Origin of the sequence: Gluconacetobacter aggeris, from assembly GCF_014174395.1 — a bacterium.
Classification (GTDB): Bacteria; Pseudomonadota; Alphaproteobacteria; order Acetobacterales; family Acetobacteraceae; genus Gluconacetobacter; species Gluconacetobacter aggeris.
This window is the reverse complement of the sequence record NZ_JABEQD010000021.1, coordinates 24,127-39,487: the sequence shown is the minus strand read 5'-3', so window position 1 is coordinate 39,487 and position 15,361 is coordinate 24,127. Positions and strand designations below refer to the sequence as shown.

Sequence of the window (15,361 nt, the reverse complement as noted above, 5' to 3'; positions counted from 1 at the left end):
CGTCCATGGGGCAATCATATACGTGTCCCAAAGGGTCACCCCCAGAACGATCGCCAGCACAACGACGCTCAGGGTCAGGACCACACGGATCAGGGTACGCAAAAGAGGCATTGTCTATCTCGGACCTTGCAGGGGGCAGGTGTTCGGTCGTTTCTCAGACGAACAGGATCATCAGGCACAGAACACAAGTGTAGAGGGCGACCTCGAACAGCGCGAGATGCCAGAACCATTTCATGATGCCGGTCCACCACAGCAGGAAGCGGATCAGCATGGTCACCGGCAGGGCGGCGATCGCGTAGACGACGATCGGTGCCATGAAGACGCCGAAGAAATTGAACTCGGTCAGCATCACGCGACTCTCATTCCGAACGAACGCGTCTCGGGGGGGATGGCCATATTCAGCCTGTTATTGGCGCCCGGCATGTCGCCGGGCAATTGCAGGGGACCATGTTTGTGAAAGAATCCGGGCGCCGAGTCTACCAGGAGCGACGCCTGTTCCAGACACGCTGCAATGCGCCGGGTGGGAACGTGGGATGCGGCGGGGCGGTCTTCGACGTCGGCCATCACGTCCTGCGCCGCCGTGCGCAGGAGCAGTGCGGTGTGGGCGGGGTGCGTGCACAGATGCTGGAATGCGCTCAGTGCCGCCAGTGCGCGCGCCCGGTCCTGCTCATGGACCGCCGGATTCTGTACCAGATGCCGCAGCCGGGTGATCAGGCGCCCTACCGAGACGGAGATGAACGCCGCGTCGGTGGTTTCGTAGACGCGCCTGGGGGGGGCGACCAGCGAGAAGCGCTGAATCATGCGCAGGATCTTCTGCATCTGCAGGTTTTCCCACACCGGCCAGCTTACATGGCGGTCCAGCGGCAGGCGGGCCAACTGCTGGGTGGCGCGGTTGATCGACATGACCAGCCGGCCGGTATCCAGCCGGTGGTCGGACGGCAGGATGACCCGGAATACCAATGCCAGCCCGATCAGGGCGATCAGGTAGGACAGCCAGACATTCATCAGCGACAGGTCATCGAAGGAGATCGGATTACGGATCTGCACCATGGCATTGAAGAACACCGCATAGCCGAAGCCGCGCATGGCGTGGCGGGGATGGAACTGCAGCCAGATGCCCGGCAGCAGGCAGACCGACAGGGACAGCCACAGCAGCGGATAACCGTCGATGCGGGGCAGGAGAAAGGTCTGGCAGATGAAGGCGGCGGGGAGGGCGGCGAGGGTGCCGCTGGCGAACATGACGCTGGCGCGGGATGCCACCGGGCTGGTGGCCAGCAGGCAGGAGGCCGGGATCAGGTAGGCAAGCATGGCCGCGCCGTTCGACCAGCGGAAGACGTACCATATCAGGCAGCCCAGCAAGGTCACGAACGCGCCGCGCGTGCCGTTGCGCAGCGCCGCCGGCCAGTCGAAGAACAGCTGCAGCCTGATCGGGCGCAGATGGACCTGCGGCCCCACGAAATCGTCCAGCGCGCTCCGCAACTGCACCAGGATATCGCGCTCGTTGTCGATGAATGCGATCGTGGGCAGGTCTTTCGTCTGTTCGGACAGTTGGTCCAGCGTGTCGATGGCGGTGGCGAGGCGGGCGCGCATATGGCCCGGATCGTCCAGGTGCAGGTTTTCCGATGGTGTGACGGCGAAGCTGGCCATGACCTCATGCACCAGGTCGCGGGCGGCGGCCGATTGCGGGTTTGGGGGCGGTTCGTCGCGCCAGATCGGGTGGTCGGTGCTGAGCAGGCCCAGCAGCCTGGCCACGCCCGCGCGCAGGCCATCGACCCGGCGGCCGATCGCGAAATTGTCGGCGGCGGCATATTCGATCGCCTCGACCAGTGCATTGGCCTGGGACAGCAGGCGCGCGCGCGCATCGTAGCTGGTCAGCGTCATGGCGCGGAACGAGAGCGGCTGGCCGCCGTCGTCCGGCATGGGTGTCTGGCCGGGAACCACGTCCTCGAGGTCCGCCGGGTGCGAGAACTGGCCGGCGATATTGCGCAGCGTCTGGTCGACCTGGCGCAGGACCTTTTCCGGCCGGCTGACCGAGGTGACCAGAAACACCACCGCCGTGCTGACGATGCCGACCGTGACCGCCGACAGGCGCGACATGGCGGCCATGAAGATGCGGTCGGGGTCCGCGAAGGTGGAGATCGAAACCAGCACGATGGTGTAGCCCGCCAGCACGGCGGCATAGGCCTTGTAGAACCGCAGCAGCGTCGACACGCAGCAGGCGACGCCGATGATGAGCGACATGCCCATGAAATAGAGCATCGGAGATTGCGGGAAGGCCGCCATCAGCAGGACCGCCGCCGTCGCGCCGATCACGGTGCCGAAAATGCGCCAGAAGCTCTTGGAGACCATCGCGCCGACGACGGGGTTGGCCACGATCAGGACCGTGGTGACCGAGGACATCGGCGTCTGGAGCTGGAAGAAGAAGGCCAGGAACAGCGCCAGCCCGACGGCCAGCAGCGCGCGGATGCTGTAGGCGATGGTGGGCGAGAGCGTCTGCCAGTCGGGGAAGGCGAAGCCGCCGAACCGGACCAGCGAACGGGGGACATGCAGCGCCGTGTGGGGCGGAACCAGCCGGATGCTCATGTCCGGATCGCCGCATGCGCGGCCCGGCCACGGCCGGGCCATCCCTGTCGGGGGGCGTCCTTATGGGTCAGACGACGTCCAAAGGATCGTGCCCGCGCACTACGCTCGGAGTCCGCCATCCCTGCAGCTACCCGGTTTCCCTGCTGTCATGAACACGCATGTGGGGCGTATGCTCATGAAATTGTGACCAGGGAGCAGGTTTCCAGAAATGGGGGGCGGGGGCCAATGCAATTTCAGCATGGTCCCCAACCGGGTTTGGCGTCTCTCCTGCCAGGCGGGTGTCAACAGGAGGTCAGATGCCGCCCTTGCGGCCGAAGAGCGAACGGACGAGGTGCATGAGTCCGCGCAGGGCCTGGCGGCCGACCGGGCCCGCGATCGCCGAGGTGACGGCGGTCAGGGCCAGGGCCTGCCGCAGTTCGTTCAGCGCATGTTCGCGCGCGAAGCGGGCGCGGATTTCGGTCGCCGTCATGATCGAGCGGCGGCCGAGCAGCAGGAAGAGCAGCGCCATGACGGCGTCTACAGCGAAGACCAGGATGGCCGCGCCGAGGACGCTGAACCCCAGCGTCTGATAGGCGAAGGCCCACAGCAGCGCGTGTCCCGACAGGACAGCCAGCAGGCCGAACACGGCGGCGACGACCAGGAATGCCACCTGCCTGCCTATGCGAATGGCCATCTCGCGGCGTACGGTCAGTTCCGCCTGGACAGTGGCCTTGCCAAGTTCGGCTATCTTCATGGTCCTTGCTTCGTCCCTCTACTGCGTTGGCGGGCGTTCCGCCGGAATGCCCGCCCGGCCAGATAGCTGATCGCGGCATGGCTGGCGATGGCCGCCCTGGGTGCCTGGGGTCCCGGCGGCTCAGGTCTTGCGCGGATAATCGGCCAGTTCGCGCGCCTTGGCAACGACCCGTCAGCGGCGGTATTGGGCCGATTTTACGGGCTGACGCCCCAGGAAGGTCGTATCTTTGATGCGGGTTGTCTACACTGGCCGACTTTCGATCAGTCCTGTCAGGTTTCGTTTCTCGCATGGCTCCCCTCTCTCCACGTCTTGACGTTCGCGGATTTGTGTGTGCGCCGGTGGAACCGTCCACGCCCACGCTGTCCTTTTCGATCGCACCCGGCGGGTGCCTGGCATTGCTTGGGGACCGTGCGGCGGACCTCTCCCGCCTGCTGGACACGCTGGCCGGCCATCTGCCGTGCGTGGCCGGCCAGATCCTGCTCGATGGCCGGGACGTGGCCGCGCGACCGGCGGGGAGCCGGGGCCTCGGGCTGTTCAGCGCGCGCGATCCGCTGTTCGCGCACCTGACGGTGCGGCGGAACCTGGCCTTTCCGCTGGAGGCGCGCGGCCTGGCACGGCCGGCGGTCGCGGCGCGGATGGACACGGTGCTGGCCCTGCTGGGGCTGGATGGACAGGCCGCCCGCCGCCCGCACGCCCTTGCCCCACAGGATGAGTGGCGCGCCCGCCTGGGCCGGCTGCTGGTGTTCGCGCCGTCGGTCCTGCTGCTGGACGACCCGTTCGCGGGGCTGGAGCGCGAGGACCGGCTGGCGATGCGCCGCCTGCTGGCCCGCGTGGCCCGGGCGCAGGGCCTGACGCTGCTGCTGGCGACCGGGGATCGGGATGATGCGCTGCTGCTGGGGGATGCGATCGGCGTGCTGTCCGGTCGGGCGCTGTTGCAGGTCGGCAGTGCGGCCGAATTGTTCGACCGGCCGGCCTGCGACCGGGTCGCCACGCGTTTCGGCGACGCCAACGCGCTGACCGGTCGCGTCGCATGGGTGGAGGACGATCTGGCATCGGTCCATCTGGCCAGCGGCGCGCGGGTCGAGGCCATGGCCGGGCAGGGGGTGGACGCGGACATGCTGTGCACGCTGTGCGTCCGGCCCGACCGGATCGCCACCCTGTTTCCGACCGGGCGGGCCGCCGCCGACGATGAGGACGAGGACACGCTGCCGGCGGTGCTGGCGGGGCTGCACCATATGGGCGACCATATTCGGCTGCGCTTCCGCCTGGAGGATGGGCAGGAGGTCCTGGTCCGCCGGCCGCCGGCGCAGAACCTGACGGGACTCGTGCCCGGACGGACCGCCCGGCTGGCCTGGCCGCCGGCGCATGCCGTGGCCTTTCCGTTCCGGGGGGAAATGGGCTAGCGTGCCGGCCTTCCTGCCCCGCCCCCTGCGAAAGTCCATTCCCCTGTCCGGCCCGCTCCGCACTTTCCGATCGCTCCGTCGTCTTCTGATCGGGCTGCTGCTGCTGGCGATCGTGCCGACCGGCGGGAATGCCCGGACGGGCTGGCGCGCGCATGCGCTGGTGGTGAACAGCCTGGGCGGAGCCCTGGGCGCGGCCCAGGACAAGGCGTTCTTTCGCCCCTTCGCGGCCCAGATGAAGGTCGGCATCCTGCGCTATGTATGGGATGGCGATCCGCAGCCTGCCGCCCGCCAGGGCTCTGGCGGCCGTGCCTGGACGGTGGCGCTGATGGAAGACAGCACCGCCCGCGCCGCCTGCATGCAGGGAGTCCTGCTGCGGCTGGGCGGCGCGCCGGGCAGCGCGGATGCGTGTGGCGTGCCGGCCCTGCGCGAGGGGATCGCCCTGGCGTGGGATCGCGGCCGCATTCCGGTGGCCCCGCACTGGAGCGATTTCTGGAATGTCGTCCGCTATCCCGGCAAGCGCGGCCTGCGCAAGGACCCGCGCTCGACGCTTGAGATCGCCTTGATGGCCGATGGCGTTGCACCGGCCGATGTCTATGCCGTGCTGGCGACGCCCGACGGGGTGGCGCGCGCGTTCCGCAAGCTCAGCCAGTTGCGTCCCTATATCGAGTGGTGGACCAGCCCGGCGGAATCCGCACGCATCATCGGCAATGGCAGCGTGCTGATGACCAGTGCGGTGGGGGGCGAGGTGGCGGCGGCCGGGTCCGGCCAGCGCGATGTCGGGCTGCAGTGGGAACAGAGCCTGGATGACGGCCTGTCCTGGGGTGTTGCGCCCGATCTGGATCACGCGACGCGCGACCGGGCACGCAGCCTGCTGCATTTCATGGCCCAGCCCGAGCAGGTGGCGCGGTTCGCGTCGCTCTACCATGCGCGTCCGGACGCGCAGTCGGTGCAGCCGCTGCCGATGGATGCCGCCTTCTGGCAGGAGCATCTGCCTGACCTGTCCCGGCGCTTCGCGGACTGGCTGGCCGTGCCATGACCGGGCTGCCGGCTTTCTCGTCGCCGGCACTGGTCGTCGGCCTGCTGGTGGAAGGGACGGCGGCCCTGGCCGCGTGCGGGCTCGGCCTGCTGCTGCGGGCGGGGCCGCGGGGGCGGCGCGTGCTGTCGGCCGCCCAGGTCTGTGCCCTGGCGCTGGCGATTCCCGGATGGATGGGGGCCGTTGCGCTATCCGGGCCCTGGCGGGATGGCGGTGCGGAGCCGGTCGTGACGCAGGCTGTCTGCCTGGTGCCGCTGGTGCTGCTGCCGTTGCTGCGCGCGCTCGACCGCCTGCCGCCCGGACTGGCGCGGACGGCGGCGGGCCTGGGGGCCGGGCGGGTGATCCGGCTGCGCGGCCTGTGGCTGCCGCTGCTGGGGCCGGCGGCGCTGGGCGCGGCGGTGCTGGCGGTGGCGGGTGCCGTGATGATGGGCGTTCTGGACGGGTAGGCGGCGTTTTTCTTCTCTCGGCCGGCCGGATTCAGTAAGACGGTCGCCATGACCGATACAAAGCCGTTCTGGCAGGTCCGCCGCCTGGACGAAATGACGACCGAGGAATGGGAATCGCTGTGCGACGGCTGCGGACGCTGCTGCCTGCACAAGCTGCGCGAGGACGTGACCGAGCAGATCCTGTTTACCGAGGTTGCCTGCCGGCTGCTGGACCTGGAAAGCTGCCGCTGCTCGGACTATGCGTGCCGCCGGCGCAAGGTGCCCGACTGCGTGCAACTGACGCCCGAAGCCCTGGCGGAGATCGACTGGCTGCCGCCTTCCTGCGCCTATCGGCTGCTGGCCGAGGGGCGGAAGCTGCCATGGTGGCATCCGCTGGTGTCCGGCTCGCCCGATACCGTGCATGAGGCCGGGATTTCGGTACGGGGGCGGGCGATCAGCGAGCGTCGTGCCGGTCCGCTGGAGCATCATATCGTCGACTGGCCCGGTGTGATGCCGCGTCCGCGCCGGCCACGGACGCCCTCCGGGGAATGAGCGCCGGCCTCTCCGGTCCGATGCCGGCGGAGGCCGAGACCGTCCGGTTGGCCGGGCGCGACGTGCCGGTCCGCTGGCGTCGGTCGAGCCGGGCGCGGCGGCTGTCGCTGCGGATCGACGCGCGTGAGGCCGAAATCGTGATTACCCTGCCGCCGCGGGCGGAGCGCGAGGCGGGGCTGGCGCTGCTGCGCAGCCATGCCGTCTGGGCGCTGTCGCGGCTGGACCATCTGCCGGCGGCGGCGCCGTGGCATGACGGGGGGCAGGTGGTGCTGGATGGGTGCCCGCATGGAATCGTCCATTGCCCCGATGGGCGGCGGGGCGTGTGGATCGAGGACGATGTGGTGAAGGTGAGCGGCGAGGCGCCGTTCCTGCGCCGCCGCCTGACGACGTTCCTGCGGCAGGAAGCCGGGCATCGGCTCGGCGCGCGGCTGGCGCAGATCGCGGGGGCCTCCGGCCTGCGGCCCCGCCGGCTGGTGATCAAGGATACCAGCAGCCGCTGGGGCAGTTGCAGCGCGGATGGCACGGTGATGCTGAACTGGCGGCTGGTGATGGCGCCCGTCGACGTGCAGCATTACGTGGTCGCCCATGAACTGGCCCATCTGCGGCACATGAATCATGGCCCCGATTTCTGGGTGCTGGTGGCCAGCCTGACGCCGCACCGCCACATGGCCGAAGTCTGGCTGCGCCGTCACGGGCCGGCATTGCTGCGCGCCGCATAACCTGCCGAAAACCGCCGCCGCCGGATTTCACCCGCCGCGCGAGTATGCTAGATGGCGGGCCGGGCGAGCTTGGCGGAATGGTAGACGCACGAGACTTAAAATCTTGCGCCCGCAAGGGCGTGCGGGTTCGAGTCCCGCAGCTCGCACCAACAGAACCGATATCGGGGTCACAGGCGCGGCGCGCGATGGGGTGCGGCCCGTATTGTGGGTCGATCGACATGCTCGGGCCTGGAACACTGCCTGGTTTTCTGCCGTGGATCAGACTGGAAGAGCCCGGTCTTCTTCAATCTTGAAATGGTTGATGGTCTGACGAAGAGACGTCGCCTCTCGATGTCAGGTTGTGAACGTTCGCGTTCCGCCGTGTTGTTCATGGTTGAATTGATTTTGTTCAATCCACTGGATTGCTCCTGAGATGAATGCGAAACATCATCGATAAAATATCAAATTCGTTAACCTGCTTTGCCATCATCCCTGATGCAGTGTTTGGAGCCAGTCACAAATTTCACGTCGTTCTTCGCGCCAGGACCCTGACTGCACGTGCGACGATGGGAAAGCCACTGCCCCGTTCGCCCGCACGAACGGCTTCGACGGCAGCTTTCAGCGTCGTGCGATCCGAAACATGTCGGTGGCTGTCCTCAGGAGAAGAACTGTATGGGGAATTTTAAGAAAACGATGATGGCAGGATCTATGAAATTGAAAGAAATATACGGGATATCTTGAGACGGACAGGAATTTTTTTCCAATCGGGAGTTGACGGATTTTCAGAGAGCACGGACCGAGCCCCTCATGAGGATATGGCCAGGCAGGCGTACATGCTCATAATGCACAGGGCCGATTTTTTCCTCAGTCCTCTGGATCAGAATTCGGGCCGCTTCTTCGCCAATCTGCGCACATGGCTGGGCAATTGCTGTCACGGGTGGATCAACAAGCTGATACCAATCCAGGTCATCGAAACTGACGAATGAAACATCTTCTGGAATGCGCATTCCAGACGTTTTCAACGCCCGAAATGCACCAATGGCCATCATACCATCAGCGGCCAGCATCGCAGTGGGCTCATGCATCAGGACACGCCCGGCGGCCCGTTGCGCGCTCTCGCTGCTATAGTGTCCAGTCCGGCCAATCATATCCAGACAGGCCGGAAGTCCGGCCACGGCATGCGCATCCAGATACCCCATGAATCGTTGGTAACTTGGGGCAAATGCTCTTCGCGCGCGGGATGGGCGACCATATTTATTGACGATAGACTGCAATAGGTCTGGTCTTATTTCATGTAACTCTCCAATATATGCAATTTTTCGATGTCCTGCGGCAATCAATCGGCTTACACCCTGAAAGGCTGCCTCCCTGTTGTCCAGCATGACCGTATCTGTATTCAGCTCCGGGATACAGCGATCGATCTGTACAATGCGCCCACCATCGTCGATGAATTCCCGTAGATGGTCGACATTCCGTGAATCTGCCGGTGAGACGATGATGCCATCGACCCTGTGTTTCTGGAAGATGGCCAATGCCTCACGCTCGATCTTTGCAGATTCATGCGTATCGTAGATCAGAATACAATAACCACGCTCTCTGCAGTAGTTTACCGTCGATTTTATTATATTTGAATAAAATTCAGAGCTTATATCTGATACGATCATTCCAAATGTTTTTGCGCTTCCAGAAATAAGAGATTGTGCGGCCATATTTTTCTTGTAATGCAGAGCTGATGCGGCTTCCTGCACAGCTTTCCTGGTCTCCGGTCGCACATATCCGTACTGGCCCAGCGCCCTGCCGGCTGTTGCCACGCTGACATTCGCAGCCTTCGCCACATCCACGATCGTCGCGTGTCTTGCCTTGTTCGCCGGCACCAATTTGTCCCCTCCTGAGCCGCCTTCCTGTCGGTTGGACAGGTTTGCGGCCTGATTACTCCCCGGGAACAGAGCATAGCGCAAAACAGGTGCATGACGAATGCCTCAGCCCGCCAGTGACATGCCAGGAGAACGATTCGACATCGGATTCGATTCATGGCAGTTGACAATGTGAGAACGTTATCACATCAATTCCGACGTCGATACGATAAGGCCCTCCCAAGTCTGCCCCGTAACCATCGCGAAACGAGACAATGCCGAAGATGCGTGGATTTCTTCTCGCCTCTGCCGCCTCCCTGGCGGCTGGAACGTGCGTGCTTTCCATACCTGCCCTTGCAGCTGCTGATGGTCCTGCCGACGAGCAGGTCATCGTCACCGGCACGCGCGATCCGCATCAGACGGTCAGAAAAAGTATCAGCCCCATCACGGTTGTCAGCGCACAACAGTTGAAAGCGACGGGTCAGCCCGATCTGCGTGACGCCCTGGTCCAGCTTGATCCATCCATCACCCGTCCCGGCGTGACGTCAGGTAATGCCAACATGACGTCCACGATCAGTCTGCGCGGATTGACATCCGACCAGACGCTGATCCTGGTCAATGGCAAGCGTCGGCACTCGACGTCCATCATGACGGACGATACCGGCAGCCCGGAAAACGGCACCACACCGGTCGATCTGGGCATGTTTCCGATGTCGTCGATCGATCATATCGAGGTACTTCAGGACGGTGCCGCGGCCCTTTATGGTTCGGATGCCATCGCCGGCGTGGTCAACATCATCCTCAAGAACAAACCCAGCGGCCTGGATCTGCATTCCGTCAATGGTGGATATTATGCCGGGGACGGCTTCACGACGGATAATACCGTTAGTTGGGGCACAAGCCTGACAGATCGGGGCTATTTTCACCTGGATGGTGAATTCAAGCATCAGGACCATACCAATCGCGGCGACATCGACACGCGCGTCGACAAGAAGGTCAACCAGTATTTCGGAAACCCGCAGGAAACAAAGGTGTCCCTAGGGTACAATATGGGTTATCATATTACCAACAAGGTCGAATTCTATTCGTTTTCCAGCTACGCTCACCGGGCTTCATGGTCTTACCAGAATTATCGCACGCCTGCGATCCTGCCTGAAATCTATCCGTTCGGCTTCAGCCCCGTCAGTTCACTCGATGAAGATGATTTCAACGTCGCTGTCGGATTTAGGGGAGAACTGTTCGACGGCTGGAACTGGGATCTCAGCACCAGTTACGGTGAAGATCATTCCCATTTTGACCTGAATGACTCTGTCAACACGATGCTGTATGCCGATACCGGCCATACACCGACACATTTCCACGTTATGTCCTTCTCGAACCGCCAATGGACGACTGATTTTGGCATCCGTAAGGCATTCGACGTTCCGCTACTTGCTGGTCCTCTCAATTTCTCGATTGGCGCGCAGTACAGGAACGACGCCTATAACGTCAATCCAGGAGACCCTGCATCTTATTACGGTTCAGGACCTCAGGGACAAAGCGGCCTGAACCAACTTAGCTATACCCGGGCCAGCCGCGATGTGACTGCAGGCTACGTTGGCCTTTCGACCCGCCTGCTGAAGAACTGGCAGGTCGATTTTGCCGGCCGCTTCGAGCATTATACCGACTCCGGTGATACCGAGACCGGAAAGGTCTCGATGCGCTATGATGTCAATAAATATCTCGCGCTGCGTGGCGGTATCAGCAATGGCTTCCGCGCGCCGACCTTGGCGGAACAATATTATACCAGTCTCAGCACCACGCCGACCGGTGCCAATGGTGTGGTTGCTGTTAACTCCGCAACGGCCCGTGCATTGGGATCGAAGCCACTGCGTCCTGAACGCTCGATGAACTTCAGCGCAGGTTTTCTGTTGAACCCTTTACGTAATCTGAATATCACCGTTGACGCGTACCAGATCACTGTCCGGCACCGCATTGTCGAGGGTGGCGTCTATAACGGCCAGCGTGCGATTGATGCACTGGAAGCCGGTGGCTATCAGGTGGATTCGACTGTCACGCCAGACAGTGTGTCGGTTCAGTATTTTTCGAACGGGGCGGATACACGGACACGGGGTGTCAACGTCACCGCCGGATATAGGACCGATTTCGGGCGTTATGGTCGCGTGAACTGGGATGTTTCTCTCAATCTGAACGAGACCAAGGTTCTGCGCGACTATCTGGACTCGAACGGCAACCCCTTGCTCAGTGCACAAGGTATCGGGTACCTGACGACTGCATTCCCACGGAACAAGCTGATCTTCGGCGGATCATGGCATAAGGGAAAATGGGATGTGTCGATCCATGAAATGCGCTGGGGACACACGATCAACCAGTTGCAGTATGTGACGGGGCCGAATGCCTGGTCGAACCAGATCTTCTACCAGATGTACAGCAAGCCCAAATTCCAGACCAACGTCCTTGTCGGGTATCAGGCCACAGAACGCCTGCATGTGGCATTGGGGGCCAACAACCTGTTCAACGAATATCCATCACGTATTCCGCTCAACACCAGCTATGTCGGTGTCGTGCCCTATGATTCCAGCGCTCAGCAGCTTGGCTTCAACGGTGGATATTACTATCTGTCTCTGGATTACTCCCTGTAAGGGTTGATTGTTAGTGACCATCGATACAAAGCGCGGGGCACGCTCCGCCGCCATGGACCGGGCTCTGGGCATGGCCTGCGACATTCCTCGTGCGGATTATTCCGACGGACGCACCGAACGTGATTCCCACTATCCCCCGTCCCTGACCGGGATGCGGGGCAGCGGTTATACCCGGGCCTATTGCCCGGGACATGCCCTGCGCAACGGGCATCTGACGGACAATCTGCCGCAGGCCCAGCAGGTGGACCAGACCTATGACCTGATTGTCGTCGGCGGCGGGATCAGTGGTCTTTCCGCAGCCTGGTTTTATCGACGGAAATATGGAAAGGACGCCAGGATCCTCGTCCTGGACAATCATGACGATTTCGGCGGTCATGCCAAACGGAACGAGTTCACACACAATGGCGATACCCGTATCGCCAATGGTGGGACTTTCAATCTTTATTCACCACAGACAGAAGCCCAGAACCTGATTTTCGATGTATGCGGCATAGATGTCGAAAAACTGGCCAAAACCACAGTCAGTCGTCGCTTTTACGAACAGATGGGCATGGGGCAGGCGGTTTTTTTCGACCGCCAGACATTCGGCCAGGATGTCCTGTTGAAAGATCCTGCCCCCTGGACCGATTTCACCTTTCTGTATGACCCGACAACCCCCCCGGACTCCGCGGCGCGCTGGGAGCGGTTCATGCGCGATGCCCCGTTGCCGGAACGCGCGAAACGTGACCTGTTTCGTCTTTATCACGACAGGACAGACTATCTGCCGGGCCTGTCTCCGGACGAAAAACTGAAAAAACTGGCTCTGATGAGCTATCGTGACTATCTTCTGGATGTCGTCGGATGTGACCCAATGGTCTGCACCTATCTGCGCGACCGCAGTTTTGGCAGTGGCCGTGGACTGGATGCGACCACTGCACTGGCCGCTCATCAACGTTTTAGCTTTCCCGGTTTTGATGGTCTTGGGCTGCCGGAAGCCCGACCGCATGGACATGGCGGCGCCGAGTACCATTTCCCGGAAGGGAACGCAACGATCCCGCGCATGATCGTACGGGATCTGATCCCCGGTGCGCTGGAATGCGACGGGCTATCAGATGCATTGGTGCGCAGGGTGAATTATGACTTACTGGACCATGAACGGAACAACGTCCGCATACGCCTGAATTCGACAGCCATCAATGTCAGAAATCAGGAAGACGGCGTTACTGTTAGCTATATTCGTGATGGTGACTTGTTCTCGGTCAGGGCGCGATCCTGTGTCCTCGCCTGCTGGTTTCATGTTATCCCATATCTCTGTCCCGACATGCCGCCGGAACAGCGCGATGCATTGCACTACAACGTCCACACGCCCAATCTCTGGGTCAATGTCTGGTTGCGAAACTGGAAAGCCTTTCAGAAGGCCGGGGCCTGCCTGATGAATGCACCGGGGTCGTATTACGCCTCGATCATTCTGGAACCACCGGTTTCCGTCGGTGGGTATCAGCATTCAGCGTCGCCCGACCAGCCAGCCCACGTCTCCTTGCTTCGCGGTTACGGCGCACCGGGACTCCCGATCAAGGATCAGTTCCGTGCGGGTCGCATCGACATGTATGAAACCAGTTTTGAGACCTATGAGCGCGAATTGCGCATGCAATTCAATGCAGCCCTTGGTCCCTACGGATTCGATGCGGCACATGACATTCTCGGCATTACCGTCAATCGCTGGGGACATGGATATTCCTACTGGTACTCGTCACTTTTTGATGACTTCCTGAGAAACGGTAGCGAGCCGCCGCACTTGCGTGCACGCCGCAAGTTTGGGCGGATCACCATCGCCAATACGGATTCCGGCGGCACGGATTCCACCGCCCTGGCCATCGACATGGCCTGGCGTGCCATCAACGAAATCGAGGAAGCCAAAGGCACGATGCCATGAGGCCCCTGCTCCTTACCCGGCGCCAGGCCCTGGCAGCAGCCCTGACGGCCGCGGCCTTGCCAGCCCGCTTACATGCTGCGTCCAGACCAAGCCTGCTTTATCCGGATGATCCGATCCGCCTGATAATCGAACAGAGCAATGTGGAACTGGGCAGGGGTATTATCATACCGACCACAACGTATAATGGCACTGTTCCCGGACCACTCCTGAAATTCAGTCCGACACGACCGGCGGTGGTCCATGTCACCAATACCAGCGCGAAGGCTGAACTGGTACATTGGCACGGCCTGCACATTCCCGGCCCCGTTGACGGTGCGATGGAAGAGGGGTCCCCCATGATCCCGCCGGGTCAGACTGGGGTCTATGACTTCATGCCGGGTCCTTCGGGCACCCGCTGGTACCATACACATGTCATGGCCGGACAGGATCTGAATGCCGGGGGATATTCCGGGCAGTTCGGGTTCATTGATATCGACGATGGACGCTTCCCTGCATCCTATGATCGTGAGGTCTTTCTGGCCGTCCATCACTGGAACGGGGCCTTGTGCGATATGGGGGCACCGGTTTCGGACCAGATGGTCTGCTATCGATACGCCACTTTCAACGGCCGCCTCTTCAGCGCGGCCGAACCCCTGCGTGTCCGTATGGGCGAGCGGATCAGGTTCCGCTTCGTCAATGCCAGCGCGACGCAAAATACGGCCATTGCCTTTCCGGGTCACCGGTTCCGCATCATCGCCCTGGATGGTAATCCCGTTCCCACGCAGGCCAGCGTCGATGTGATCCGTCTCGGCGTCGCTGAACGCGTTGATGCGATTGTCGAAATGAACAATCCCGGCGTGTGGATGCTCGGGGCTACCAATGATACCGAACGGGCATCAGGACTGGCTCTGGCCATCGAATATGCAGGGCGTACCGGGCCGGCCCGCTGGATTCCTCCGACACGCCATGACTGGGATTACCGTCTGTTCGCCGAACCTGGCGTGGGGACGCAACCCGAAATCGACGAAGTCATTCCCATGATCATTTCGAAGCGTTTCCTGAAAAAGGAAGGCATGGATGAATGGCGCATCAACAGCCAGGTCTTCGAAGACGCCCCGATCATGCGCCTGGTCAGAGGACGCCGCTATCGGTTCCGCTTCTTCAATGCCAGCCGCGAGGATCATCCTGTCCATCTGCATCGGCACAGTTTCGAAATCACCGCCATTTCAGGCCGTCCCGTCAGCGGTGTGATCAAGGACACGGTCGTGTTGCCCCTCTATGGTTCACTGGACGTTGACCTGCACGCAGACAATCCTGGCCTGTCTCTGTTTCACTGCCATCAGCAGATCCACATGGATTACGGCTTCATGCGACTGATCAGCTATTAGGAGCAGCTTTCAAGATCACGATGTGTGTGCCGTAATGCGGGTGAGGGAGCATGTGATGGTGTGAAGGCAAGGCGACGGAAGCGGCCGAGCCAGGGGAAACAGCGTTCGACGACCTATAGCAACATTCCATCTGCTGGCGCAGACGGAACTTCGAGAGCTT

General features: G+C 62.1%; 13 protein-coding genes, 1 tRNA gene and 1 pseudogene. 9 read left to right on the top strand and 6 right to left on the bottom strand.

What is annotated here, in order from left to right; all coding sequences use genetic code 11:
• The 4 genes and pseudogenes from HLH36_RS18475 to HLH36_RS18460 all read right to left on the bottom strand — a co-directional run.
• Nucleotides 1-111, bottom strand: a pseudogene (locus tag HLH36_RS18475) (efflux transporter periplasmic adaptor subunit); the annotation flags it as partial.
• 43 nt (nt 112-154) lie between these two features.
• On the bottom strand, nt 155-349 hold the full coding sequence (locus HLH36_RS18470) for a DUF1656 domain-containing protein (protein WP_182950834.1): 195 nt from the start codon (nt 347-349) through the stop codon (nt 155-157).
• On the bottom strand, nt 349-2,583 hold the full coding sequence (locus HLH36_RS18465; RefSeq protein WP_220792921.1) for an FUSC family protein: 2,235 nt from the start codon (nt 2,581-2,583) through the stop codon (nt 349-351). Before HLH36_RS18465 ends, HLH36_RS18470 begins: the two co-directional genes overlap by 1 nt.
• A gap of 292 nt (nt 2,584-2,875) precedes the next feature.
• Nucleotides 2,876-3,316 carry a hypothetical protein gene (locus tag HLH36_RS18460; RefSeq protein ID WP_182968553.1) on the bottom strand — a complete coding sequence of 147 codons (441 nt, stop codon included), beginning with the start codon at nt 3,314-3,316 and terminating at the stop codon, nt 2,876-2,878.
• A gap of 338 nt (nt 3,317-3,654) precedes the next feature.
• Between HLH36_RS18460 and HLH36_RS18455 the strand changes: the two genes are divergently transcribed.
• The 6 genes from HLH36_RS18455 (at nt 3,655) to HLH36_RS18430 (ending at nt 7,597) form a co-directional block, all read left to right on the top strand.
• The gene (locus tag HLH36_RS18455) at nt 3,655-4,719 is read left to right on the top strand and encodes an ABC transporter ATP-binding protein (RefSeq protein ID WP_338030490.1); all 1,065 of its coding nucleotides are present in this window, start codon (nt 3,655-3,657) and stop codon (nt 4,717-4,719) included.
• A 1-nt stretch (nt 4,720) separates the two neighbouring features.
• Nucleotides 4,721-5,755, top strand: coding sequence for an extracellular solute-binding protein (locus HLH36_RS18450; RefSeq protein ID WP_338030489.1), 1,035 nt, complete (start codon nt 4,721-4,723; stop codon nt 5,753-5,755).
• Nucleotides 5,752-6,198, top strand: a complete 447-nt coding sequence (locus tag HLH36_RS18445; protein ID WP_182987747.1) for a hypothetical protein — start codon at nt 5,752-5,754, stop codon at nt 6,196-6,198. Before HLH36_RS18450 ends, HLH36_RS18445 begins: the two co-directional genes overlap by 4 nt.
• 48 nt (nt 6,199-6,246) lie before the next feature.
• Nucleotides 6,247-6,729 carry a YcgN family cysteine cluster protein gene (locus HLH36_RS18440; protein ID WP_182987746.1) on the top strand — a complete coding sequence of 161 codons (483 nt, stop codon included), beginning with the start codon at nt 6,247-6,249 and terminating at the stop codon, nt 6,727-6,729.
• The gene (locus HLH36_RS18435) at nt 6,726-7,448 is read left to right on the top strand and encodes a M48 family metallopeptidase (RefSeq protein WP_246377034.1); all 723 of its coding nucleotides are present in this window, start codon (nt 6,726-6,728) and stop codon (nt 7,446-7,448) included. Before HLH36_RS18440 ends, HLH36_RS18435 begins: the two co-directional genes overlap by 4 nt.
• A 63-nt stretch (nt 7,449-7,511) precedes the next feature.
• A tRNA-Leu gene (locus HLH36_RS18430) sits at nt 7,512-7,597 on the top strand.
• 353 nt (nt 7,598-7,950) lie between these two features.
• Here the strand turns inward: HLH36_RS18430 and HLH36_RS18425 are convergent.
• Together HLH36_RS18425 and HLH36_RS18420 are read right to left on the bottom strand one after the other, a co-directional pair.
• Nucleotides 7,951-8,049 (bottom strand): methyl-accepting chemotaxis protein, encoded by a 99-nt coding sequence (locus HLH36_RS18425; protein ID WP_182987754.1) that lies wholly within the window; start codon nt 8,047-8,049, stop codon nt 7,951-7,953.
• A gap of 160 nt (nt 8,050-8,209) precedes the next feature.
• A complete protein-coding gene (locus HLH36_RS18420) occupies nt 8,210-9,301 on the bottom strand; it encodes a substrate-binding domain-containing protein (RefSeq protein ID WP_182987745.1) in 1,092 nt (363 codons plus the stop codon).
• Between the two features lie 254 nt (nt 9,302-9,555).
• Between HLH36_RS18420 and HLH36_RS18415 the strand changes: the two genes are divergently transcribed.
• Genes HLH36_RS18415 through HLH36_RS20210 form a run of 3 tightly spaced genes read left to right on the top strand, consistent with a single transcriptional unit; the run spans nt 9,556 to nt 15,201 of the window.
• Nucleotides 9,556-11,922 (top strand): TonB-dependent receptor plug domain-containing protein, encoded by a 2,367-nt coding sequence (locus tag HLH36_RS18415; protein ID WP_220792920.1) that lies wholly within the window; start codon nt 9,556-9,558, stop codon nt 11,920-11,922.
• A 13-nt stretch (nt 11,923-11,935) separates the two neighbouring features.
• Nucleotides 11,936-13,834 (top strand): flavin monoamine oxidase family protein, encoded by a 1,899-nt coding sequence (locus tag HLH36_RS18410; protein ID WP_220792919.1) that lies wholly within the window; start codon nt 11,936-11,938, stop codon nt 13,832-13,834.
• Nucleotides 13,831-15,201: a multicopper oxidase domain-containing protein gene (locus tag HLH36_RS20210; protein ID WP_182987744.1), complete on the top strand. Its 1,371-nt coding sequence runs from the start codon at nt 13,831-13,833 to the stop codon at nt 15,199-15,201. The genes HLH36_RS18410 and HLH36_RS20210 overlap by 4 nt, the downstream gene beginning before the upstream one ends.
• Nucleotides 15,202-15,361: the final 160 nt, after the last annotated feature.